Source organism: Pseudohalocynthiibacter aestuariivivens (genome assembly GCF_018457175.1).
Classification (GTDB): Bacteria; Pseudomonadota; Alphaproteobacteria; order Rhodobacterales; family Rhodobacteraceae; genus Pseudohalocynthiibacter; species Pseudohalocynthiibacter aestuariivivens.
In genome coordinates, this window is sequence record NZ_JAGFNU010000009.1 from 122891 (window position 1) to 145867 (window position 22977).

21 protein-coding genes, 1 tRNA gene and 1 pseudogene are annotated in these 22977 nt (G+C 51.8%); 10 read left to right on the forward strand and 13 right to left on the reverse strand.

What is annotated here, in order from left to right; translation table 11 throughout:
* Positions 1-16: 16 nt before the first annotated feature.
* Positions 17-805: an inositol monophosphatase family protein gene (locus tag J4E70_RS13910; protein WP_213890243.1), complete on the reverse strand. Its 789-nt coding sequence runs from the start codon at positions 803-805 to the stop codon at positions 17-19.
* A gap of 334 nt (positions 806-1139) precedes the next feature.
* On the opposite strand from J4E70_RS13910, the gene J4E70_RS13915 reads away from it, so the two are divergent.
* Complete coding sequence (locus tag J4E70_RS13915) at positions 1140-1577, forward strand: hypothetical protein (RefSeq protein ID WP_213890244.1); 438 nt, start codon at positions 1140-1142, stop codon at positions 1575-1577.
* Between the two features lie 35 nt (positions 1578-1612).
* On the opposite strand, the gene J4E70_RS13920 is transcribed toward J4E70_RS13915, so the two are convergent.
* Positions 1613-1689, reverse strand: a tRNA-Arg gene (locus J4E70_RS13920).
* 255 nt (positions 1690-1944) lie between these two features.
* Here J4E70_RS13920 and J4E70_RS13925 point away from each other — a divergent pair.
* Positions 1945-2979 (forward strand): LacI family DNA-binding transcriptional regulator, encoded by a 1035-nt coding sequence (locus J4E70_RS13925; RefSeq protein WP_213890245.1) that lies wholly within the window; start codon positions 1945-1947, stop codon positions 2977-2979.
* A gap of 48 nt (positions 2980-3027) precedes the next feature.
* Here the strand turns inward: J4E70_RS13925 and J4E70_RS13930 are convergent, their stop codons facing one another.
* The 7 genes from J4E70_RS13930 to J4E70_RS13960 form a co-directional block, all read right to left on the reverse strand.
* Positions 3028-3696 (reverse strand): DNA-3-methyladenine glycosylase I, encoded by a 669-nt coding sequence (locus J4E70_RS13930; RefSeq protein WP_213890246.1) that lies wholly within the window; start codon positions 3694-3696, stop codon positions 3028-3030.
* A 116-nt stretch (positions 3697-3812) separates the two neighbouring features.
* Complete coding sequence (locus tag J4E70_RS13935) at positions 3813-5501, reverse strand: thiamine pyrophosphate-binding protein (protein ID WP_213890247.1); 1689 nt, start codon at positions 5499-5501, stop codon at positions 3813-3815.
* A gap of 22 nt (positions 5502-5523) precedes the next feature.
* Positions 5524-6318, reverse strand: a complete 795-nt coding sequence (locus J4E70_RS13940) for an alpha/beta fold hydrolase (protein ID WP_213890248.1) — start codon at positions 6316-6318, stop codon at positions 5524-5526.
* Between the two features lies 1 nt (position 6319).
* The gene (locus tag J4E70_RS13945) at positions 6320-6916 is read right to left on the reverse strand and encodes an amino acid synthesis family protein (protein ID WP_213890249.1); all 597 of its coding nucleotides are present in this window, start codon (positions 6914-6916) and stop codon (positions 6320-6322) included.
* 32 nt (positions 6917-6948) lie between these two features.
* Positions 6949-7983: an LLM class flavin-dependent oxidoreductase gene (locus tag J4E70_RS13950; RefSeq protein ID WP_213890250.1), complete on the reverse strand. Its 1035-nt coding sequence runs from the start codon at positions 7981-7983 to the stop codon at positions 6949-6951.
* 36 nt (positions 7984-8019) lie between these two features.
* Positions 8020-9501, reverse strand: coding sequence for an aldehyde dehydrogenase (locus tag J4E70_RS13955; RefSeq protein ID WP_213890251.1), 1482 nt, complete (start codon positions 9499-9501; stop codon positions 8020-8022).
* 12 nt (positions 9502-9513) lie between these two features.
* Entirely contained in the window at positions 9514-10062 is a 549-nt protein-coding gene (locus J4E70_RS13960; protein WP_246531762.1) for a flavin reductase family protein, read from the reverse strand.
* Positions 10063-10183: 121 nt separating this feature from the next.
* Here J4E70_RS13960 and J4E70_RS13965 point away from each other — a divergent pair, with 121 nt between their 5' ends.
* From J4E70_RS13965 to J4E70_RS13985, 4 genes and pseudogenes are all read left to right on the forward strand, one after another.
* Positions 10184-11038 (forward strand): LysR family transcriptional regulator, encoded by an 855-nt coding sequence (locus tag J4E70_RS13965; protein WP_213890252.1) that lies wholly within the window; start codon positions 10184-10186, stop codon positions 11036-11038.
* A 91-nt stretch (positions 11039-11129) separates the two neighbouring features.
* A pseudogene (locus J4E70_RS19375) lies at positions 11130-12503 on the forward strand (aminotransferase).
* A gap of 143 nt (positions 12504-12646) precedes the next feature.
* A complete protein-coding gene (locus tag J4E70_RS13980; protein WP_213890254.1) occupies positions 12647-14047 on the forward strand; it encodes a selenium-binding protein SBP56-related protein in 1401 nt (466 codons plus the stop codon).
* Positions 14048-14059: 12 nt separating this feature from the next.
* A complete protein-coding gene (locus J4E70_RS13985) occupies positions 14060-14710 on the forward strand; it encodes a hypothetical protein (protein WP_377608636.1) in 651 nt (216 codons plus the stop codon).
* Positions 14711-14847: 137 nt separating this feature from the next.
* Here J4E70_RS13985 and J4E70_RS13990 read toward each other — a convergent pair whose 3' ends face one another.
* The 4 genes from J4E70_RS13990 to argE form a co-directional block, all read right to left on the reverse strand.
* Positions 14848-16101 (reverse strand): MFS transporter, encoded by a 1254-nt coding sequence (locus tag J4E70_RS13990; protein WP_213890256.1) that lies wholly within the window; start codon positions 16099-16101, stop codon positions 14848-14850.
* A 51-nt stretch (positions 16102-16152) separates the two neighbouring features.
* On the reverse strand, positions 16153-16749 hold the full coding sequence (locus J4E70_RS13995; RefSeq protein ID WP_246531763.1) for a CIA30 family protein: 597 nt from the start codon (positions 16747-16749) through the stop codon (positions 16153-16155).
* An 84-nt stretch (positions 16750-16833) separates the two neighbouring features.
* The gene (locus tag J4E70_RS14000; RefSeq protein WP_213890257.1) at positions 16834-17316 is read right to left on the reverse strand and encodes a fasciclin domain-containing protein; all 483 of its coding nucleotides are present in this window, start codon (positions 17314-17316) and stop codon (positions 16834-16836) included.
* A 109-nt stretch (positions 17317-17425) separates the two neighbouring features.
* Entirely contained in the window at positions 17426-18589 is a 1164-nt protein-coding gene (gene argE / locus J4E70_RS14005) for an acetylornithine deacetylase (RefSeq protein WP_213890258.1), read from the reverse strand.
* Positions 18590-18892: 303 nt separating this feature from the next.
* Here argE and eutB point away from each other — a divergent pair, with 303 nt between their 5' ends.
* From eutB to J4E70_RS14025, 4 genes are all read left to right on the forward strand, one after another.
* Positions 18893-19906, forward strand: a complete 1014-nt coding sequence (gene eutB, locus J4E70_RS14010; RefSeq protein WP_213890259.1) for a hydroxyectoine utilization dehydratase EutB — start codon at positions 18893-18895, stop codon at positions 19904-19906.
* On the forward strand, positions 19899-20888 hold the full coding sequence (locus J4E70_RS14015) for a cyclodeaminase (protein ID WP_213890260.1): 990 nt from the start codon (positions 19899-19901) through the stop codon (positions 20886-20888). Before eutB ends, J4E70_RS14015 begins: the two co-directional genes overlap by 8 nt.
* Positions 20889-20900: 12 nt before the next feature.
* Complete coding sequence (locus J4E70_RS14020; RefSeq protein WP_213890261.1) at positions 20901-21380, forward strand: Lrp/AsnC family transcriptional regulator; 480 nt, start codon at positions 20901-20903, stop codon at positions 21378-21380.
* Positions 21381-21585: 205 nt separating this feature from the next.
* On the forward strand, positions 21586-22956 hold the full coding sequence (locus tag J4E70_RS14025) for an aspartate aminotransferase family protein (RefSeq protein WP_213890262.1): 1371 nt from the start codon (positions 21586-21588) through the stop codon (positions 22954-22956).
* The last annotated feature ends 21 nt before the right edge of the window (positions 22957-22977 follow it).

A 22977-nucleotide genomic window follows, 5' to 3' on the forward strand; every position in this document is an offset into this window, starting at 1 on the left:
GCCCAAGCCGGGGCCCTTATCCGTCAAATGCGGCTTCAGAAATACGCACCAGATGCTTGAAGACTCCTTTTCCGCCAACTATTACGCGGCCACCTGTGGCGATCATATGATCGGCATTCTGCTCTTCGACGCACCCGCCTGCCTCAGAAATCAGTAACTGGCCAGCCAAACAGTCCCAGGCATTCATATGTTCCTCGGAATATCCCAGCAAGCGCCCTGCCGCGACATAGGCCAGCGATAACGCACCTGATGCGTTCCGCTGAAAAACGCTGCCTTCATCAAGCAGTGATCTGATGAGTTTGCAGGTCACATCAGGGCTGGTTCGGTTGGAATACCCAACGCCAATTGACCCGTCAGAAAGCCTTTTGTCGGTCGCCATTTGCAACTTTCGACCGTTAAGTGAAGCGCCCTGACCCGCGACTGCAGAATATGTTTCGTCATAGCAGGGATCATAGATAACCCCTAGTTCTGTCTGGCCACTGCGAACACCTGCCAAAACGACCGTCCATATGGGAATGCCGTTCACAAAGTTGGCTGTGCCATCGATCGGATCAATAACCCAGGTGAAACCAGAACTTCCAATTGTCGGGGCGTGTTCTTCGCCGACGATAGAGTCTTCGGGAAAGATTTTGCTTAGCTCATCGCGCACAAAAGTTTCGACATCGCGGTCTGCCTGGCTGACGAAATCCTGATGCCCTTTTTCTTCGACAGTCAGACTTTCGAGTTGTCTAAAGTATCGTAGCGCCAACGCACCTGCCGCAGTTGCTATCTCAGAGGCTTTCTCTGCTCTCTCGCTAGTGGGCATCGAACTTCCTTTTTATAGTTTCAACGAGGGCGTTTACTATAAAAACAAACTACTCCAAGCAAACACCGGATAACCATGAAATATTTACCTTCCAATTTGAAGAGATGTTATCAACAGCCCATATTCAGCCATAACGGGAAAGTTTGAGAAAATATTTGGATTCACTAAATGAGAAAAAGAAACACCCATCGAACGCAAATATTTGACCTCTAACATAAATCTTGCTGTGGGAACTCCGCAACATCATGTAAAACCTTTACCAAAACCTTAATTCATCCTATTGCGTTAACGCAAACAATCACGTGATGGTTGTGCGAATGAAACGATTCGGCGAATGAGGAAAATTATGGTTGGCAATCGGTCGGACACAACGACAACATATGTAACGGGTATTACAAACCCGAAGTCAGATCAGCTTAAGCCTGGTGAGGTAGAATTTTCTGATCAGGTAAAATTGGTTGAATCTGCGATTGAGGTAGACTGTCTTACCCTGTGTGCTGAACCAAAAGAGTTTGCTGTCCACACCTTTGTAAAAGCGATTTTTCTGGCACACGCCTATGAAAAAGACGAAGTCATCGCCTACAATATCGCACCATGGATAAACAACTATTGCCGCAAAAACTGCACCACAGCCGAAGCTCTGAACTGGTTTGAAACAGTTATCACTGATGCAAGCAAGATACTTGAATGGTCAGCTCCATCAGTGGCACCGGATAAGCGCGACGATAATCTGGCATTCCGACTGCACGTTAGCAGGGATATCTCGGACTAAGCCCGTCTTTTCCTAAAAGAATATTAACAAATTTATGGTGACCCCGAGTGGATTCGAACCACTGGCCTACCGCTTAGGAGGCGGTCGCTCTATCCTGCTGAGCTACGGGGCCAAACATGGGCCAATAGCGCCTTTGTCGCGGGAAAAATGTAACAATTCAACCATGTTCTTACACTTGTTATGAAATGAAAAAGGGAAGACAAGTTTGGCCCACCGTCTTCCCTTTCGCCCGGGCAAAGCATGCTGAAGGGAGCTCACCTTGCTTGCCGGATGAATTGCTAGCGCTAACATATACGTCACAGATGACTTGGACAAGCATTAGTTTATCGCTAACAAGGAAGTATTAGAAAACACAGGATAGTTACAAATGACTCGCGGCTCCCAAGATCAAGCAAAACGCCCCCTGACCCTGCGTGATGTTTCAGAGGCTTCAGGGGTCAGCGAAATGACGGTTTCAAGGGTATTGCGGAACCGGGGGGATGTGTCTGCCGCGACGCGTAAGAAGGTGCTCGCAGCGGCAAAGACGCTTGGTTATGTCCCAAACAAGATTGCCGGGGCGCTCGCCTCTCAACGCGTTAATCTTGTAGCTGTCATAATTCCTTCTATGTCGAACATGGTTTTTCCGGATGTGATGACAGGAATTTCAGAGGTGCTGGACAACACACCGCTGCAACCGGTTGTCGGGCTGACAAATTACCTGCCGGAAAAAGAAGAATCCGTTCTGTACGAAATGTTGTCGTGGCGGCCCTCTGGCGTGATCATCGCTGGTTTGGAACATACAGATGCTGCTCGCGCAATGTTGCGGGGCGTCGATATTCCTGTTGTCGAAATTATGGATGTCGATGGCACGCCCATAGACGCGATGGTTGGGATATCGCACCGCCGCGCCGGGCGCATGATGGCACAGGCGATCGCTAAGGCAGGGTACGAACACATAGGGTTCCTCGGCACAAAAATGCCGCTCGATCACAGGGCCCGCAAAAGGTTTGAAGGATTTACAGAGGCTCTCGCCAAAGAAGGGCTGGAAGTTGAAGATCAGGAATTTTACGAAGGTGGATCTGCGTTGGTCAAAGGCCGCGAAATGACAGAAACCATTCTAAACAGATCCCCAGACCTTGATTTTCTTTATTATTCCAATGACATGATAGGCGCAGGCGGGCTGCTTTACTGCCTTGATAAGGGCATTGATGTGCCCGGTCAGATTGGGTTGGCTGGTTTCAACGGGGTGGAACTGCTCCAAGGTCTTCCCAAGCTACTCGCTACGATGGACGCCGGGCGAATAGAAACAGGCCGCAAAGCTGCCGAGATTGTTGCACGCATGGCTGCTGGTGACGTTGAAGGTTTGCAAACACGGGTGGAACTGACACCGAAGCTTCAGTACGGCGAAACCCTGCGCCGCTGAACAGTGTAGCCTTTGGGTCGGCTGGCTTTTAACCCACTCGTGCGCTGCCTACCCGACACTCATCGCCAATACACGACTGATTTCGGTTAGTGATCGACCAGATTGTGCAGCCCATTCATTGAATGCCGCCTGCGTTGCCGCCAGTGCTTTTTTAGATGTCGGGGTTTTGTCAACCACGTCTTCGGCGACAAGCCGCGCGACAACATCGGCAGACAGTACAAAACTATCTTTGCCCATGAAACGCAGGAAATACTGGGCTGTGGAACCGCCAAGCCGCGAGCCTCGTGATTTAAGCATCGAAAGTAGGCCGATGTAATCCTCAGACGGCCAGTCTGCAAGAACCCTGGCTGCACTGCCATGTTCTTTTTGGAGTTCCAGTAGAAAGGCGGCGTTTTCAGGCACTGATTTGATCTTTGTGCCGTTCCGGACAATGCGGGTGTCTGTCAGCAGGCTGTCAAACCACTCATCATCCATGAAAGCGCAGCGCCCAACATCAAATCCTTTGAACGCCTCTTCAAAACCGGGCCACTTGGCCTCAATCACTTTCCAGTTGAAGCCAGCGGAGAAAACCATTTGCGTTAACTTCGCAAGCCAGCGGTCATCTGGGATTGCGGCCAAAGCTTCTGCGGTTTGAGGCTTGCTTAATAATGCCTCAAGCGCGTCAGGACCACCCTTGCGATCAGCGGCAATTGCAAAAATCTCGTCAAAACTGCGCATCTTACTCCCCACACGGCTCCACTCTGCTCAACCAGAGTGTCGCAAACTGTACCGATATTCCAGTCACATAAGAATTGCCGCGCCAAAGCCTGTGTTTGCAGGCGATTGTCGTGGGGTTACCCTCCTCTGTGTTTGAAACTGTCACGGCGAAAACTGTAGAGAGCAGCCGGGTCAACCATGACATCGACGACCGCGGGTTTGCCACAGGAAAGCGCCGCCTCTATCGCTTCCGCCATTCCGCTCAGTGTATCTGCGCGATACCCCTTGGCGCCATAAAGCTCTGCCAGTTTGTCAAAGGCGGGACTGCTTACATCGGCACCGATGTAGCGTTCGCCAAAGAAATCACGCTGATACGCCTTTTCTGCCCCCCAGCATTTGTTGTTCATCACAACGGTTACTGTGTTGATGCCATGATCAACCGCTGTAGAAAGTTCCGACACGGTCATGCCAAAGCCGCCATCGCCCATCAGGCTGACAACCGGGCGGTCGGGACAGGCGAGTTTCACGCCAAGCCCGCAGGCGAAGGAAAACCCGACAAGCCCGAAATCAAGCGGCGTAAACAGGCTTTTATGGTGCCAATAGTTCAGCGCATCGGTCGCCTGCAAACATAGCGTACCCGCGTCCATTGTTACGGCAGCATTCTGTGGCAGTACATCGCGTAAAGTCTTGAACAGGCCAGAAGGGTGGATGGGCATCGCATCAACCTGCGCATCCGCATCTCGCTTGGCCAGATAGGCAGTTCTCTCTGCCTTAAAGCTTTCGGTCCAGGCGTCTGCCACCGTGCGTTTCGCAAGCTTGTTCAATGCCGCACATAACTGCAAGGCCACGGTCGGGGCATCCGCCCAGATGCCCATCTCAACCGGGAAGTAGCGACCAATCGCTGTTGGCTCCAGTTCCACATGAATGATCGCCGCATCGCGATTGATGTTATCGTAACTGTAAAAAGTTGCGTTGAATCCGATCCGCGTCCCAAGCGCCAGAATGACATCGGCCTCTTGCACCAGCCGCGATGCAACGGGGTTGCCACGCGGGCCCATCTGGCCGGCATTCAGCGGATGGCCAAAGGGTATGGCGTCGCCGTGCCCGGGTGAGGTGACGATGGGTGAGTTAAGTGCTTCGGCCAGGGCAAGCACCTGTGCGTGCCCTTCGGTATTCTTGATGCCACCTCCTGCAATAATCACCGGGCGGGCGGCCTTGTACAAAAGCACAGCTGCGCGATCAATTGCGTCTTGCGATGCCGCCGGAACCGATTGAGACCGATAGGTTTCGGGGCGTTGAAAACCTTCATACTCCGCTTGTGCTGAAAGCACGTCGCGCGGAAGGTTCAGTTGAACGGGGCCTTTGCGCGGGGTGTTGGCGACGCGAAACGCCTCGCGAAACATTTCAGGCACCCGGTCGGCACCTGTGGCGGTCCATGTTTTCTTTGTCACTGGCGTAAACAACGCCTGCTGGTCAACCTCTTGAAACGCATCACGATAGACATGTGACGAAGCCAGAGACCCGGCAATCGACACCACCGGCGAAAACGCAGCCATCGCCTGACCCAGGCCCGTCACAAGGTTGGTTGCCCCCGGCCCATTCTGGCCCGCAAGTATGACGCCGGCATTGCCACTGGCACGGGCATAACCATCTGCCATATGAGTGCCGGTCCGTTCATCATGCACACCGACAAAGTTGATCTCGCGCGCGTCGTACAACGCGTCAAACATTTCCATCGTTGCCGACCCAATAAGGCCGAACACATGTTCGACCTTTTCCGCCTTCAGAGATTCAACAGCGGCCTGTCCGCCTGTCATTCTGGTCATGTCGCGTTTCCTTTGTTTCGTCTCAGCCAATGTAACGGCCAAGGAATTCCAGTACCGGACCGGTGAAGAGCGCCGGTTGCTCCAGCAAACCCAAATGTTGCAGACCCGGCACTATGATGGTTTCAGCACCCTCGATTTCACTGGCAATCGCATGGGACATGGCAGGTGTACTACCACTGTCATTCTCACAGGTCATAACTAGCGTGGGGTGCAGAATAGGAGGTTCTGGTCGGATCAGTTCCGTGACCCCCGCAGCCAATACATAGCGATGCGCGGTGTAGTTATCGGGATCGTTGGCCAATACAGCTTCGCGGACCCAGTTCACTGTATCAGCGTTGTTTTGCAGGTATTCCGGTGTGAACCAGCGCTTCAGCGTTTCTTCGATAGTGGCGGCAGGCCCACCTGCCCCTGTGTCACGCGCACGCTGTTCGACCAGCACCTGCGCCTCAAGGCTACGCTCATGCGGAGAGTTCTGAATGACCAGTGCCGAGGTGCGCTCGGGACGGTCCATCGCAAAGCGGCGGTTAATCATGCCACCCAGTGAAAAGCCAACGAGAGCAGCCTGCGCAACACCAAGATAATCAAGCAGCGCGCGTAGTTGTTCCGAAAGAACCGTCAGGCTTGGCGTTTCTTTCGGAAGCACGGTTTCGCCATGGCCACAAAGATCATAGGTCAGCACACGGTACTTCTTCGCAAAAGCGGGAACATGCCCCCGCCACGTCGCCCGCGTCAGGCCAAGCCCGTGTATAAGCGCAATGACTGGCGCACCATCGGGGCCGGTCATCTCGTAAGCAGTGCCATCAGGGCTGACAGCCATGTCAGACCCCTGCCGGGTTGTCGACGCTACGACCCATTTCTTCAAGGTCTTCATAGCGGTTACCGATACGGTGCAATGGATGCCCGCCCAGCGAGCCGCCCAGTGCGAGTATAATCTCGTCATCTGCCGGGGCATCCGGAATGGTGGTTTGTATCGTCTGGTAGTGTGAACGCCGACCTCCATCTTCCTTGTCCATCAGCGGTATGGTGATCATGCAACCCGCAGCACCGCGTGTATTGGAAAAGACAAGGTAGGTTTTCGCCTGAATTGCATCGCGAAGCTGATTTCCAAACCAAAGCGAGTGGGTCAGCGCCTGGGCGTGTTCCACCTCGCCGCCCATACCCACGACCGAAGCCTTGCCAACGCCTTCAATTATACCGCCCGACATCCCAAGCAATGTGTCTGTCAACAAGGTTCCAAGCATAGGGCAATGTTCGCGGATCTCGGGTTTCAGGTCTTCGACAAAACCGCGGCCAAACCACGGGTTTCGTATGATCGCCATTGCGGCGAATAGTTTTGTTGGTTCTGGAACCTTACGGGCCCCTTCGACCTGCGTTGTCTGGGTGAACTGCAAGGTACGGCGTATTTCAATGGCCATTCGTCAATCTTTCTGTTCGCGCTTATTGTGGATCAGGAAAAGTTCGGCATGACTTTGTCGATGAACAGTTGAAGGCTGCGCTTCTGCTGGCCCATGTCCATGCCCATGCTTGCGTAATAAATATATGCGTCGACCCCGATGTCTTCGTATTGCTTCACCTTAGCTGTCACCTGATCGGGCGTACCAAACATCAGGTTCTGCTCCAACATTTCAGGATCAACCCGCGCATTACCTTCAAGGCTGTCCAGCGGCACCCGATCCGGGAAACCGTTGATCACATCGCCCGATTTCATCATCAGGTTACCGAACTGGCCCAGCACAACGCGGATCGCATCCATCGCAGCCTTACGGTCATCTTCATTGTCATAAACGGCCGCGTGCCGCATCAGCGCCCAACGGCCATCATACTTGCCGCCATTTTTAGCAATCGCTTCGTCCAGCCGCACGCGATAGGTTTCGGCCTCGGAGAACGGCATAGTCAGCGGCCAGCTCATGATATTGCAGCCATGTTCGACTGCGTAATCAAAGGTGATGGGCGCGCGCGCCGCGACCCAGACTGGCACGTCCTTCTGCACTGGTTTGGGGCAGGATGTGGCACTCGGGAACTGCCAAAATTCGCCGTTATGTTCATAGTCGCCTTCCCAAAGCTTTTGCACCACAGGCAGCATTTCCTGCATGTAGCGCCAGCTGTCGCGTTGATCCAAGCCCGGTTTCATCCGGTCAAACTCGCGCTGATAGGCACCTGATCCGATACCAAATTCCAGCCGCCCGTCGCTGATAAGATCTAGAAACGCCGCCTCACCCGCGAGATCAATCGGATGCCAATAGGCCGCATTCACCACGCCCACACCCAGCCGGATGTTCTTGGCGTGATCACCCCACCACGTTAAAATCTGAAACGGGTTAGGCGCAATCGTCATCTCCATCGCATGGTGCTCGGCAGCCCATGCAATCTCGAACCCCGCTGCATCGGCCATCTTCACCATTTCCAATGTGTGGTCACGGACGTCCTTCATGTTTACGGAGTTATCCATCCGTTCGAGATTTATAGCGAGTTGGAACTTCATGAAACTCTCCTGAAATTAGTTATGTTCTCTGAGCGCTCAACGGGACACGAACTGACTTCCCAGCGGCTCGTCTGATGTGTTTATCCAAACCGTTTTTGGACGTGTGTAATCATAGATCGCCTGAAAACCGCTCTCCCTGCCGTAGCCCGAATTTTTCATCCCCCCGAATTCAGCAATAGGTGAAACCGCCCGGTAGGTGTTCACCCAGACAATTCCTGCTTTCACGGCCTTTGCCATACGCAGGGATCGCGCGCTGTTGCGTGTGAAAATTCCGGCGGCCAGCCCATGTTCGGAATTGTTCGCAAGGCGAATTGCCTCAGCCTCGTCCTTAAATCTTAGCACGCTCAGAACTGGCCCAAAAAGCTCCGTATCCAAGATGCGCAGATCCGGTGATGGGCAGTCGATGATTGTGGGCTGGAAGAACATGTCACTGCTGGCATCAGCCCGCTTGCCACCGCAGAGTATTGTGCCGCCTTCCACTTGCGCATTGGCGACTTCGCGTTCGATGTTTTCAAGCTGCCCTGTTGTGCAAAGCGGGCCCATCTCGGTTTCATCCAACATCGGATCACCAATACGGATCGCTTTCGCAAGCTCGGTCATTTTTGCAAGAAATTCATCTGCGATGTCTTCGTGCAGTAGCAGACGAGACCCCGCAACACAGCTTTGGCCCGAAGCCCCGAAAATGCCAGAAACAGCGCCATTTACCGCACTTTCAATCTCGGCGTCGTCAAAGACGATAAAAGGGGACTTGCCGCCAAGCTCGAGCGATACTTCGGCAAAGTTATTGGTCGAATTCATCAGAACGTGACGCGCAGCAACAGGCCCTCCGGTAAATGCAATTCGCGCGACCAAAGGATGCGAAGTCAGGGATTTGCCGCATGGGTCACCGTGGCCAGTAACGATGTTGACGACCCCGTCTGGGATACCCGCTTCGGCGATCAGTTCACCAAATTCCAGCATCGGACCCGAGGCATATTCAGACGCTTTCAGAACAACGGTATTGCCTGTGGCCAAGGCTGGTCCAATTTTCACAGCAGACAAGAACAACTGCGAATTCCATGGCACAACCGCGGCAATTACCCCGAGAGGTTCGCGTTCGGTAAAGACAAACATGTCCGGCTTGTCGATGGGCAGCGTTTCGCCGTGAATTTTATCAGCACAACCGGCGTAAAAATGGAAAAACTCCGAGATATATTTAGCCTGCCAACGGGTTTCCTTCAGCATCTTTCCGGTATCTGTGGTTTCCGTTGCACCCAGATCTTCGGATCGGTCGGCAAGAAGGTCGGCCAGACGCCGCAGACAATGGCCGCGTTCTGTTGCACTCATCCGTGACCATGGACCTTCATTAAAAGCACGGTCCGCTGCGCAAACGGCACGGTCTACATCTTCTGCAGTTGCCTCAGGTACACGCGCCCAGACTTGCCCTGTTGTTGGATTAAGAGAGTCAAACATCTTGCCGTCTGAGGCATTGACCCACTTGCCATCTATCAGCATTTTATACTGTTTTAGCTTTGTCATTTTTGTGCCTATCTAGTTCGTAGCAGCGCTGAATTTCGAAGATTGATCAGGATGCGGGACAACACGGTGATAAGCACCATCCAGATACGCGAGTGGCGCTTTTTGCCCCTCTCGAACGCTCTGGACATGACCGATCACAATGAGATGGCTCCCGGAAGTGACTGTTTGTTCAATAACGCAGGAAAAGACAGTCGCTTCTACAATCTCGGGTGCGATACCCGGAGCGTTTTTGCAATCGATACCTGAAAATCGGTCGGACACATGATTGTCGTGCATCCCGGCAAATCTGTTCGCAATCTCAGGGCTGTTTTGCGGCAAAACGTTTACGCAGAATGCACCGTTCCCCAAGACTGTTTCGGCGATCCGGCTGTTGGCCCGCAGACATATCAAAACTGTTGGCGGGTCTGCAGAAACCGATGAAAAGGCGCTCACGGTCGCCCCGTGACGGCCAGCAACACCATCCGTTGTCACGACGGTCACGCTGGCTGCAACCCCACGCATCGCGTGAATAAAAGCATCACGTGGAGCCAGTTTGAGTTCACCAAAACTATCAAGAGTCATCGCTGAATCTCCTCTGTTCGCGCTGTTTTGATCTCATGATTTTTGACAGAATTTGTATTATTTGAAAAACGAATTATTCTGCACATTAAATGCAAAATAATTGCATTGAACGGAGAATGTCATGAATATCATTTCCTTGCATACGTTTCTGGCCATCATTGAAACCGGTAGCCTGGTGCGTGCCTCGGAAAAGTTGAATGTCACGCAGTCAACCGTCACGGCGCGCCTTAAAACGCTCGAACAAGACCTTGGCCAGGTTTTGCTGCATCGGCACAAGTCCGGTGTCAGTCTTACCCCGGCGGGCACCAAGCTGCTGCGCTATGCGAAGATCATGACGGGGCTTTGGCGGCAGGCCCGCCACGAAGCCGGGCTCCCTGCCGGAACCGAAGCTGTTTTTGCGTTCGGATGTCATCAGGACCTTTGGGACCAAAGCGGTAAATCTTTCTTCGACCGGGTTGCCGTGGAACATGCTGAAATGGGTATGTCGGTTTACCAGGGCAGCCAACAAGAACTAGAGGATTGGCTCGTCGCTGGCCTGACAGATGTTGTTCTGACGTATGAGCCTATCGCGCGTGGTAACAACACGATTTACGAATTACCGCCAGAAGAACTGGTTCTTTACTCTGACCGGCGAGATAGCCCTACAAAATTTGATCCCGGGTATATCTTCGTCGATCACGGCGAGGGCTACCGTCGCTGGCATGGTGAAGTTTACTATGATGCTGGTACGGCACGCATTACTTTTTCTTCAGCCAGGTGGGCGCTGAAATACCTTCTGGAAAATGGAGGCTCTGCATATTTACCCGCTTCTTTAACGCGGCAGGAAGTACATGAGGAAAAGCTGTTCGCGATTGAAGCGGCAAAGATCTTCCTGAGAAAAAAATACCTCATCGTGAATGAAACCGCCGAGCAAAACTGGCCGTGGTTCGCACAAATGATCGAACAATTCAGAATCCCGATCACACGCAAAATCTAGGGTTACCCATTTAGGGTACTCCGAAGAAAGTTCCCAATCGTGTAGGTTAGCGCCTAAAGTTATCAGTCTTCCTTTTTCGGGAGCCGCCAATATGGAAATCTCAACCAACAACTCTGTTTGGCAAAAAGACCGCGCACATGTTTTGCACCCTCAAACTGATTTCAGCAGCTTTCATGATGAGGGAAGTCAGGTCATAGAGTCTGCAAAGGGCGTGCATGTCACCGACACAAAGGGCCGAAAGCTTCTGGACGGTATTGAAGGCCTTTGGTGCGTGAACATCGGGCACGGGCGCAAAGAAATGGCTGAGGCGATTTCGAAACAAGTCATGCAGATGCAATACTACAATCCCTTTGGACATTCGACGAATATTTCAGCCGCCGAACTGGCACATTGGCTTTCTTGCAATGCGCCGGGTGAATTGAACCATGTCTACTACACATGCGGCGGATCAACCGCAAATGATGCTGCAGTCAGGCTTGTTCATTACTACAACACAATCCGCGGGTTGCACCGCAAGAAGAAGATCATTTCGCGCAATTACGCCTATCACGGTGCAACTTATGTTGCCGCAGAACTGACCGGAATTCACGCAACCAAAAATAGCTTTGACAGGGTCGCGCAGGATATCATTCACCATATTTCAGCGGCCGACATGTATGCAAAACCGGCCTACTGGAGCGAGACAGAATATTGCGACTTTCTTGTTCAGGAATTTGACGACCGCATTCAACAGCTTGGCCCAGACAATGTAGCGGCCTTCATCGCAGAGCCGATCATGGGCGCTGGCGGCGTCCTGATTGCGCCGGCAAGCTATAACAAACGGATGCACAGCGTCTGTAAAAAATATGACATGCTTTATATAGCCGACGAAGTTGTAACCGCGTTCGGGCGGTTGGGAGAATGGTTCGCCTCGGAGAATATTTATGATTATCACCCCGACATATAGGTTTCAGCCAAGGGGATAACATCAGGCTATGTCCCACTTGGCGCCACACTGATTTCCGACGAAATTTACGAGGTCATCAGCCGACCCCAATTTGAAGGCGGCGTGTTTTCTATGGCGCTTACGTACTTCGGACACCCGGTTTCATGTGCGGCTGCGCTGAAGAACATTGAGATCATGGAGAATGAAAACCTGCTCGCGAACGCAAGTACCGTTGGTGACTATTTTCAGAAAGAGGCACTCTCTATGTTGCAGAACCCTGTTGTTGGTGACGTTCGCGGAAAGTGGCTAATGCTTGCCGTCGATATCGTTGCGGACAAATCGACAAAAGAAGCGTTCCCGGTTTCAGTGAGTGCCGGGCAATCGGTGTTCAACAAGTGCCTCGAGAAAGGCGTTATCGTGCAACCGGTTGGGGATCAGATCATTCTTTCCCCTCCAATTATCCTGGACAACTCACATTGCGATACGATGATCTCTGCGCTGTCAGAGGCTTTAGATGAGTTTGCCTCAGAACAAGGGTGATCTGGAATCCGGAAAAGTATTCGCTGGTTTTACGCCAGGTCGATCTGCGCTGCGTTAGATGCGATTCTGGTCCAAACAATTGCGACTCTAAGATTTCGAGATTGTGGTGTACTCTGATAGCTTAGCAATCTGGGAGGATGAAAATGACTGTAAGACCTGATCCAACATTTCACGCATCTCCGAAACTCGCCATGGAGGCACCCGCAGAAACGCTGGCGTTCACACTCATGCTTAGCCCAGACGGATCGCAACCCGATGGTCTCGCCGTGATTGACGTAGATTCATCCTCATCTGACTATGGCAAAATCGTCCATCAGGTCATCATGCCTAACAAAGGCGATGAGTTTCACCATTTCGGCTGGAACGCCTGCTCTTCGGCTCTTTCACCCTTGACCGGTCACGCGTTTCTGGAACGTCGTTACCTGATAATTCCTGGCATTCGGTCTTCGCGAATTTACGTCGTTGACGTCAAAAATCCTCTGAAAGCCAAGATCCACAAAATTATTGAACCCGAAGAGGTGTTTGCCAAAACCGGTTACTCGAGACCGCACACCATCCATTGCGGTCCGGAAGGCATATATGTCTCAACTCTTGGCGGAGGCGGCAAAGACGGAACTGATGGTCCTCCCGGAATCTTCATTATGGATTGCGAAACATTCGACATTATCGGCCGTTGGGAAATGGACCGAGGTGTTCAGGATAAGCACTATGATTTCTGGTGGAACCTGCCGCGCGACTATATGGTCAGTTCGGAATGGGGACTGCCGCCCCAATTTGAAAATGGGATCGTCGCCGAAGATCTGCTTTCGAACAAATACGGCCACTCGATCCATTTCTGGGATCTGCGCGGTCGCAAAAATGTTCAAACCATAGATCTGGGCGCAAACCATCAAATGGCGCTGGAAATTCGCCCAGCGCATGATCCGGTAAAGGAATATGGATTCTGTGGTGTGGTTGTTGATACGACCAACCTAGAAGGCGCGATCTTTACGTGGTGGCGCGAAAAGGACGGAACATTCAACGCCAAGAAAACAATAACGATTCCGCCGGTCGCCGCTGACCCAGACGATTTGCCTGATCTGCTGAAAGGTTTCAGTGCGGTGCCACCCTTGGTAACCGACATAGATCTAAGCCTCGACGATAAATATCTCTATGTTGCGTGTTGGGGAACTGGTGAGATGCATCAATATGATGTCAGTGATCCGATGAAGCCGGTTCTTGCGGGCAAGGTAGAAATTGGTGGGATCGTTGCCAAAACCAAGCATCCGAACGGCAAGGACTTTGGCTATGGCCCGCAAATGGTTGAAATCAGCCGTGACGGTAAGCGTGTCTATTGGACAAATTCGCTCTACTCGACCTGGGACGATCAGTTTTATCCCGGAGAAGGCGGGGCAGCAATGGTTAAGGCTGACGTCGGTGCAAACGGTGGGTTAACGCTGGACAAAAATTTCTGGGTTGAGTTTCCGAAAGGATATCGCTCACACCAAATCCGTCTTGAAGGCGGTGATTGTTCGACAGACAGCTTCTGTTACCCGTCGGTCTGATAAGTGTTTGAGATCGAAACGACGGCAGCTCTTTGGGGTGCCGTCGTAGCATCGGGCGTATACCACGGCGCAAACCCGGGTATGGGCTGGCCGTTGGCTGTTTCCGCTGCTCTTATGGAGCGGCGCAGACTTGCGCTGATCACTGCTTTGGGTGCTTTGGCGGTGGGCCATTTCTTGGCCATGACTGCAATTCTGATACCATTCTCTACAATGACCGCTTTGGTGGAATGGCAAAGCGAAATCCGAATTGGTGCTGGAATCATTGTCATCCTGCTGGGCATCTATTTGTTGATCAACAGGCGCCATCCCCGGTTTTTAGCCCGTGTACCACCGCATCGGCTGGCGCTCTGGTCTTTTTTGGCGGCAACGGCACATGGCGCTGGCCTCATGCTGGCGCCGATCTATCTGGGAATTTGCGCTGTCGATGAACTCGACGCGGGTCACCGCGCCGCATCAGAACTGATGAGCGCAAATATCGCGCAGGCTGTTTTAGTATCAGTCACGCATACTTTGGCAATGACAGTAACAGGTGGCCTTGCTGCCGTAGTCGTTTATTTCTGGCTTGGTTTGAAATTCGTTTCAAGAAGCTGGTTTAATCTTGATGTCGTTTGGGCGCTGAGCCTGATCCTGGTTGGATCAATCGGAATCTTAACTGCGTTATGATATTCTGCCCCCGCTGGAGCAAGCTATTTAGGAAAAGTAACTGACTGGGGATAATCCCATTTACTTTCCAACTACGAGCGTACCCTTGTGTGGTGATTTTTTAGCTGGTGCGGCAGAAACCGTTGCTAATTCAAGAACTAGGATTCACATTGGTCCGCACTCAGAGGCGTTAACAACAACAGCCCGATAGCGATTAACTTTAAAATACACGGAACCACCGCATAGAGCAGTGTCAGCATACCAACTGCTTCCACTGGGGCGGGAATCCCTGGCTCAAGACCGCTACTCTCAAGGAGTGGAAGCACCGTAATCGCCGCAACAGCAAGGGTAAGCTTCGAGACGAATGACCACAGGCCAAAAGCCGGACTCGCACTGTGAGAATGCTTTGCAACCCGGTCTGCAAAAATTGCAGGAAGCAAAGTAAGATCAGCCCCCAGCCCCAGACCCGAAGCAATGCATACAACCATGAAAGACAGCACATCTCCGGCGCCCAGCAGAGATGCGTAAGCAAATGTAGCAACCGAAACTGACATACCCATAAGCAAGGCTTTTTTTGAAGAAACACGTTTTGCAATATTGGCCCAGAACGGAGCACTCGCTGCTGCGGATACAAAGAAGAGTAGAAGCAATGGCCCCTCAAACCCGGGTGCATCCAACACAGTTTCCACAAAAAATAGGAACAATGTTGAGGTTACCGCAACAGGGGCTGCATTTACAAAAGCAATAAGCAGTAATTTTCGTACAACAGGGTCTTTCAGGATCGAACAAAAGGCAAAGGGATTTTCACTTTTTTCAATGCTCCATTCCGGGGCCATCATCACGACAGCCAGAGTTACCCCCGCAACAAAAAATCCTGTGAACACGGTGAATGGAGAAGGCGATATCCAGATAAAAACCGTCGGCGCAATTGCCGCGATACAGATGCCTGCGAGCGCCCCAGTTTCCCGCCAACTGGCCAGCCGAACATGACCGATCTGGCTGGATCGCACAGCTTTTTCAACTCCCTGCGCATAGAATGTAATCGTGAGAAAGCTGAACCCTGAGAACAACAGCGCCAGCATGATGCCAAACCAGACAAGCGGGGTCGTCAAAGGCGTTACTGCAAACAACCCGGACATTCCCAGAACCATCATGCTTGCCGCTATTGCGACCGCAATACGCCTCTGGCGCCTAAGGGCACCAGAAAGCCACCCGAGCGCCGGGTCCTGAATGACATCAAAAAGTCTTAGGAAGAAAAGAATACCGGCTATGGAAGTAAGGCTAACGCCGTATTCATCGATGAAAAATTTGGGCGCGTGAATGTAGATTGGCAAACCCGCGGATGCTAAAACCCCAGCAAAGACCGCATATGCCGGCAATCTTTCGAGCGTATTTTTGTTTTCCAAAGGCATCTATCCAGCGTCGTCCTATTGGCGCTGACGTTGCGCGAAGATACAGCAACCTCAATAGAAACCCACACTGGCTACGGATACGTCCGCGTCATAGTCGCGTCCGTATGCTACCACTCCAATACTACGGGCAGACTGAGGCCTTAGTGATGCCCGAAACGTCCGGCCCGAAGGTTTGAAACTGTCAAAGGGAATGCGAATTTCTTTCCAATCGGGCGCTGTTGTGAAAGATGCCTGATAATATTGCCAAGGTAAAACTGTGCCGGGCGTACGTACGTGCAAAAAATACTCTTCGCCGTTTCCGCGAACGGTTAATGTAATACCCTGCGCCGACCGGGGAATGCGGCTTTCAAGTTTGGTTCTGATCTGAATGAAGCCACCATTGTTCTCGGTGCTGACCTGGCCGCGAAGCCTTACATAGTTTTCGTTTGCTTCCCGAGCAAAGGACGCTTCACCGTTCGAGACGCCGCCCATGACTTGGTCCGTAAAAAAGGCCCATCGCGTTTCGGGATCTGAAGTGAAGTCTTCAATCATGCGTTCGTCAGCTTTTGCAGAAACAGCAAGAAACCCGATTAGCACCATAGAAAGCGTCAACGAGAGAGGAAAAGTTACTCTGGCAAATCTCATACGACAAAAGAGAGTTTGTGACATTATACCAGTACCTTCTACTTAGTTGCGTTCCTGCGGTTACCCCTCAGCCAAATCAAATGGCTGAGGGCGAAACTCTCACGGTCCTTACTTAGGTAGAATGACCGCGTCGATCACATGGATAACGCCATTTGACGCCTCGATATCAGCCTGAACAACGTTTGCTCCGTCGATCATTACGCCAGACATTGCATCAATCATGGCGGACTGACCGTTCACAGTCGCAACATCCATTTTCTTGCCAGCGATATCACCTGACATGACCTTACCGGACACGACATGATAGGTGAGAATGGCGACCAACTGGTCCTTGTTCTCTGGCAGAAGCAGCGACTCAACTGTTCCTTCTGGCAATGCGGCAAAAGCCTCGTCTGTGGGCGCGAATACTGTAAATGGACCCTCGCCTTTCAGCGTGTCTACAAGGTCTGCGGCCTGAACAGCGGCAACCAATGTGTTAAAGCTACCCGCAGAAACAGCTGTATCGACGATATCCATTGAATGGCTATCAGCGAAAACTGGCGTTGCAAGAAGTGCTGCGGTTGTGACGGAAAGAAAGGTTCTGCGTAACATGGTTTATCCTTTGGTTAGCCGTTGAATTGTACTGCTGTTACGCAGGCATTCACGGTTTGGATCAAAGAATTTGATACGCAATTTTGAAATGCTGAACTTTCTGTCAGCGCTATATGCTTTGCCAGTCACCGAGCTTCTGGAAAAATTTCAGACACGCCTTGATTTGAGACAGTTCAATATATTCATCCGGTTTGTGGGCCTGTTCGATACTTCCCGGGCCAAAAACAACCGTGGGCAATCCGTCGCGAAAAAAGCATCCCGCGTCCGTTCCAAACGGCACCGTTGTAAACGTGTTTTCACCGCTGATCTGCTGTACCACCGACAAGGCAGTGGAGCCCGGATCAAAGGCAAGGCCCGGGTATTCGGATTCTGTTGTGGTGACGATATCAGCAGTAGGAAAGTTCTTCTGCATCTCTGATAACAACAGATCCGTCAGAAAACTGTTGATCCGCTTCATCGTTTCTTTGCCATCATCAGGTGGTGTTATACGAAGCTCCCAGTCGAGCGCACAGTCTTCGGCGATAATGCTGCGCCCTGCACCGCCGCGTATTGTTCCAATATTAAGGGTGCTCTGGGGTGGATCAAAAGCTGAATCAGCGGGTGGGTTTTGGGCAAATTCTGCAGACAGGTTTTCTAAGAAAACAATAAAACGTGCCGCGTAGTGAATTGCGTTCACACCTCGCCGCGGATCAGACGAATGCCCCGCGATTCCAGTGAAATGCGTATGCATTTCGTAGCCGCCTTTGTGCCCGGCAATCACTTTCATTTCTGTTGGTTCCCCAACAATAACAGCAGCGGGTTTCATCCCCGAATCAACGATCTGACGCGAAAGTATCGGGGCACCGATCGAGCCGGTTTCTTCATCAAAGGACAGCGCCAAATGAATTGGGCGTTGTAAAGGCGCCCTTTGAAAAGACGGGACCATCGCAAGTGCGCAAGCAAGAAAACCCTTCATATCAACTGAGCCCCGACCAAAAAGCCGATCATCCTTCCGGGTCAGTTCAAAAGCAGGCAGAGTCCAGTTTTGTCCGTCGACCGGGACAACATCGGTATGCCCCGACAATGCAACACCCCCGTCTGCTTTGGGACCAATCGTAGCAAACAGATTGGCGCGCAGACCTGTTTCATCGTGACTTAGGTCTGTTTGAATCCCATAGCCATCCAGATAGTCCGAAACATATGAAATCAGATCAAGATTGGTTTGGCCCGAAAAGCTTTTAAAGCTGACCAGTTTTTCAAGGATCTTAACTGTCATCTCAACGGCATTCTGCATTGGGTTCCTATCCTTGGTCATTCAATCACTGATCGCAATGAAACAGTGCATTCACACTAACAGCGCACTTTGACTTGTTTGTTGAATTCCAAATCAAACTTCGAAGACACAATCAATCTTCATTCGTGCGAGTTACGCTAAATTCTTTTAGGCGTTGAACGTTTGAGACCGCGTCTAAAGCTTATGCATCGACGCGCGCTCCCAACGGCATTTCACCTCGACCCTCTCATTAAATCAAACTACTGTCCTGACACATTTCTTATAGTTTTGAAGTTCGTTAAATCCGGTCGGGGCAAGTAAATAATGCAACAAAGAGTCACTCTAAAAGATGTCTTTGAGGCGCAAAAATCCATTCGCGGAAAAGTTTTGCGCACTCCTCTGGTTACAGCCGCACGTCTAAGCAACCGTTTTGGCGCAGAAATCCTGATGAAAATGGAAACGCTTCAGCCTATCGGCGCGTTCAAGCAGCGTGGCGCCACAAACGCAGTCGCACATTTATCTGAAGCCGCTCGCAAGAATGGGGTGGTGTGCTGTTCGACAGGAAACCATGGCTGCGCTTTGGCATACGCAGCAGGCGCCGCAGGTGTAAAGGCCGTTGTCTGCCTGTCAAATCTGGTTCCGGGCGTGAAGGTGAAAGCGATAGAGGCATTAGGGGCCGACGTCCGCAGGGTAGGCACCAGCCAGGACGAGGCGCAAAACGAAGTTACACGGCTCGTTTCAGACAAAGGGATGACGGACATCCCACCCTTTGATCACCCGGACGTTTTAGCGGGACAGGGAACAATTGGATTGGAGTTGTTGGAAGATCAGCCTGACCTTGAAACGATCATGGTCCCATTGTCTGGTGGCGGTCTTGCGGGGGGCATTGCGCTGGCCGCAAAAACGATCAACCCTAAAATTCGTATTGTCGGAATAAGCATGGAAAACGGTGCCGCGATGGCGCGTAGTTTATGTGAAGGCAAACCTGTCGAAGTAGAGGAGTATGCATCTTTGGCAGACTCTCTTGGCGGTGGGATTGGCCTTGAAAACCGATGGACTTACCCGCTTTGTCGCGATTATCTGGACGATGTTGTAACCGTATCGGAAGAAGAAATTTATCAGGGCATGCAGGTTCTGTTTCACGACGAAGGTATCGTTGCCGAGGGTGGCAGTGTCGTTAGCGTCGCAGCTTTGCTAGCTCAAAAATCGAAGGCGAATGGTAAGACAGCGATGATCATCAGCGGAAAGAATGTTGAAATGACCCAATTCACTGCCATCATTACGGGACAAGACGTGATCCTTGGGGATACTGTTTTAAAAGGGGAGCGTTATGCGTGAAATTCTGATCCTGACCGAAACAGAACTTAGAGACTGCGTTGCTCTGAACCTTTCAGCGATCGATACGATCGAAGACGTCTTTCGCGCGCTTGCCCGTGGCGAGGTGGAAATGCCGCCGATCACGTCGATGGAAATTGCAGAACATCACGGTGATCTGGACGTGAAAACAGCATATATTCCCGGCTTTGACGGTTTTGCGGTCAAAATCAGCCCGGGATTTTTCAACAATCCCTCACTGGGATTACCCAGTGTGAACGGCCTAATGGTTGTTCTTGCTTCGAAAACAGGGCTGGTAGATGCGGTCTTGCTGGACAACGGGTATCTCACCGATCTGCGCACCGCCGCAGCTGGTGCAGTAGCCGCCCGCCATCTGGCTCCCGAACAGGTAGATACCGCAATGGTGTTCGGTGCGGGTGTTCAGGCGCGCCTTCAGATGCAGGCAGCACATCTGGTACGCCCATTCAAACGGGTTCTTGTATGGGGCCGGGATGCAGAAAAAGCAGCGGCTTGCGCACGCGATCTGGGCGAAAGCCTGGGTATGAGCGCCGAAGCTGTAACAGACGCGGCGGCGGCGGTTGCCCAAAGTCAACTGGTTGTAACCACAACGCCATCTACAGAGCCATTCTTCAAAAGGGACTGGCTGCACCCGGGGCTGCACATCACCGCTATGGGGTCTGATCTGGCGAACAAATCAGAAATCACACCCAAAGCGCTGGCTGCAGCAGATTTATACGTCGTTGACCATCTGAACCAATGCGCAACAATGGGTGAACTGCGGGAAGCGCGCGATGCCGGGCTTATGATGGATGTTACCCCGCCCGAACTTGGGCATATCGTCGAAGGAATGCATAAAGGCCGCGTGTCGAATAGTGACATCACAATATGTGATCTGACCGGAACCGGGGCCCAGGATACGGCGATTGCCACAGTTGCTTTGGCTGCAGCACGCGTTGCGTCAAAAGGCGTGAGTATCTCTACCTGAGAGGGGTAAAAGGTGCATAAGCTCGACAAAATCGACCTGAAGATACTCAAGATACTTCAGTTAGAAGGACGGATCACAAAAGCGGCTCTGGCTGAACGTGTTGGCCTGTCACCGTCACCATGCTGGGACAGATTGAAAAAACTTGAAAAGGCGGGTTTGATAGGCGGCTATCACGCAAACATTAATTTGAAAAAACTCGCTTCCAACGTGACTGTATTTGTTTCCGCAGAACTGGCGGATCACACAGCTGCCAGTTTTCGCGCTTTTGAAAATGCTGTCCAGAAATATGATGAAATCATTGCGTGTTGGGCATTGGGCGGTGGGTTTGACTACCTGTTGCAAATCGTAACTGTCGACATCAATGCGTATCAAAAACTCATAGACGAAATGCTAGATGCCCGCATCGGCCTGTCGCGCTACTACACATATATCGTCACCAAGCCTGTAAAGGCAAATCAAACGCTGCCGTTAGAACTGCTCTTGGGAAAGTGACGCGACACGATTGTCCAAACTCCCATCAGCAGAAGAATCTACTGTAGATCGCGCGAAATACAGCCACACCCTCTGACCAATTTCCGCACACTCCGCCCAAAGAGCCGGGTGTTTGTCATTTGCAGGAAATTGCTTTTTGATACACGAACACTTAATCGAGATACCTATCGGCACCGGCCGTGAGAACAGTATAAAAGGACGCAAAATGCTGAAAAATGATCTGCTTGATCAATGGGATCGAGAGAATTTTTTCCACCCTTCGACACATCTTGCACAGCACGCGCGGGGCGAAAGCGCCAGTCGTGTGATCAAGACCGCCTCGGGGGTGCATATCGAAGACCGGGATGGCAATAAACTGTTGGATGCTTTTGCCGGGCTTTACTGCGTGAATGTCGGATACGGCCGTCAGAAAATTGCAGAGGCGATCGCCGATCAGGCAAAAGAGCTGGCCTACTATCATTCCTACGTTGGTCATGGGACGGAAGCGTCAATTACCTTGTCAAAAATGATTCTTGATCGCGCGCCTGCAAATATGTCGAAGGTCTATTTCGGCCTTGGTGGGTCGGACGCGAACGAAACGAATGTCAAACTGATCTGGTACTACAACAATATTCTGGGTCGGCCGGAAAAGAAAAAGTTCATCAGCCGCTGGCGCGGTTATCATGGGTCGGGCTTAATCACAGGCTCGCTTACCGGGTTGGAGCTGTTCCACAAGAAATTTGATCTTCCTCTGGCCAACATCATCCACACCGAAGCACCCTATTACTTCCGACGTACCGATGAAGACATGAGTGAAGCCCAGTTCAGTGCGCATCTGGCGGCCGAACTTGAAGAGCTGATCGAACGTGAAGGTGCGGACACGATCGCTGCGTTCATCGGCGAACCAGTTTTGGGAACTGGCGGGATCGTGCCACCCCCAGTCGGGTACTGGGAAGCCATCCAATCAGTGCTGAAAAAGCACGACATTCTGCTTGTCGCGGACGAAGTTGTCACCGGCTTTGGCCGACTGGGTACAATGTTCGGCTCTGATCACTACGGGATTGAGGCTGACATTATCACCATCGCCAAAGGTCTGACTTCTGCTTATGCGCCGCTTTCTGGTTCAATCATTTCTGACAAAGTCTGGAAAGTACTGGAACAAGGCACAGATGAAAACGGGCCAATTGGTCATGGCTGGACATATTCTGCCCATCCAATCGGTGCGGCGGCTGGAGTTGCCAACCTTAAACTTATTGATGAACTGAATCTTGTGGATAACGCAGGCACGGTCGGTGCTTACCTGAACAAAGCCATGAAAGACACCTTGGGAGAACACACTAACGTAGGTGACATCAGAGGCGAAGGAATGCTTTGCGCCGTAGAGTTCGTTGAAGACAAAGAGAAACGCGAGTTTTTCGATGCTTCCATAAAAATTGGCCCGCAGGTCGCCGCTGCCTTACTTAGCGAAGGGGTAATCGGGCGCGCGATGCCACAGGGCGACATTCTGGGTTTTGCGCCACCCTTCTGCCTGACGAAAAGCGAGGCGGACGAGGTCGTGGCTAAAACCGCAAAAGCTGTGAAGGCCGTATTGGGGTAATCGGCATTGATGGCGCCCGCT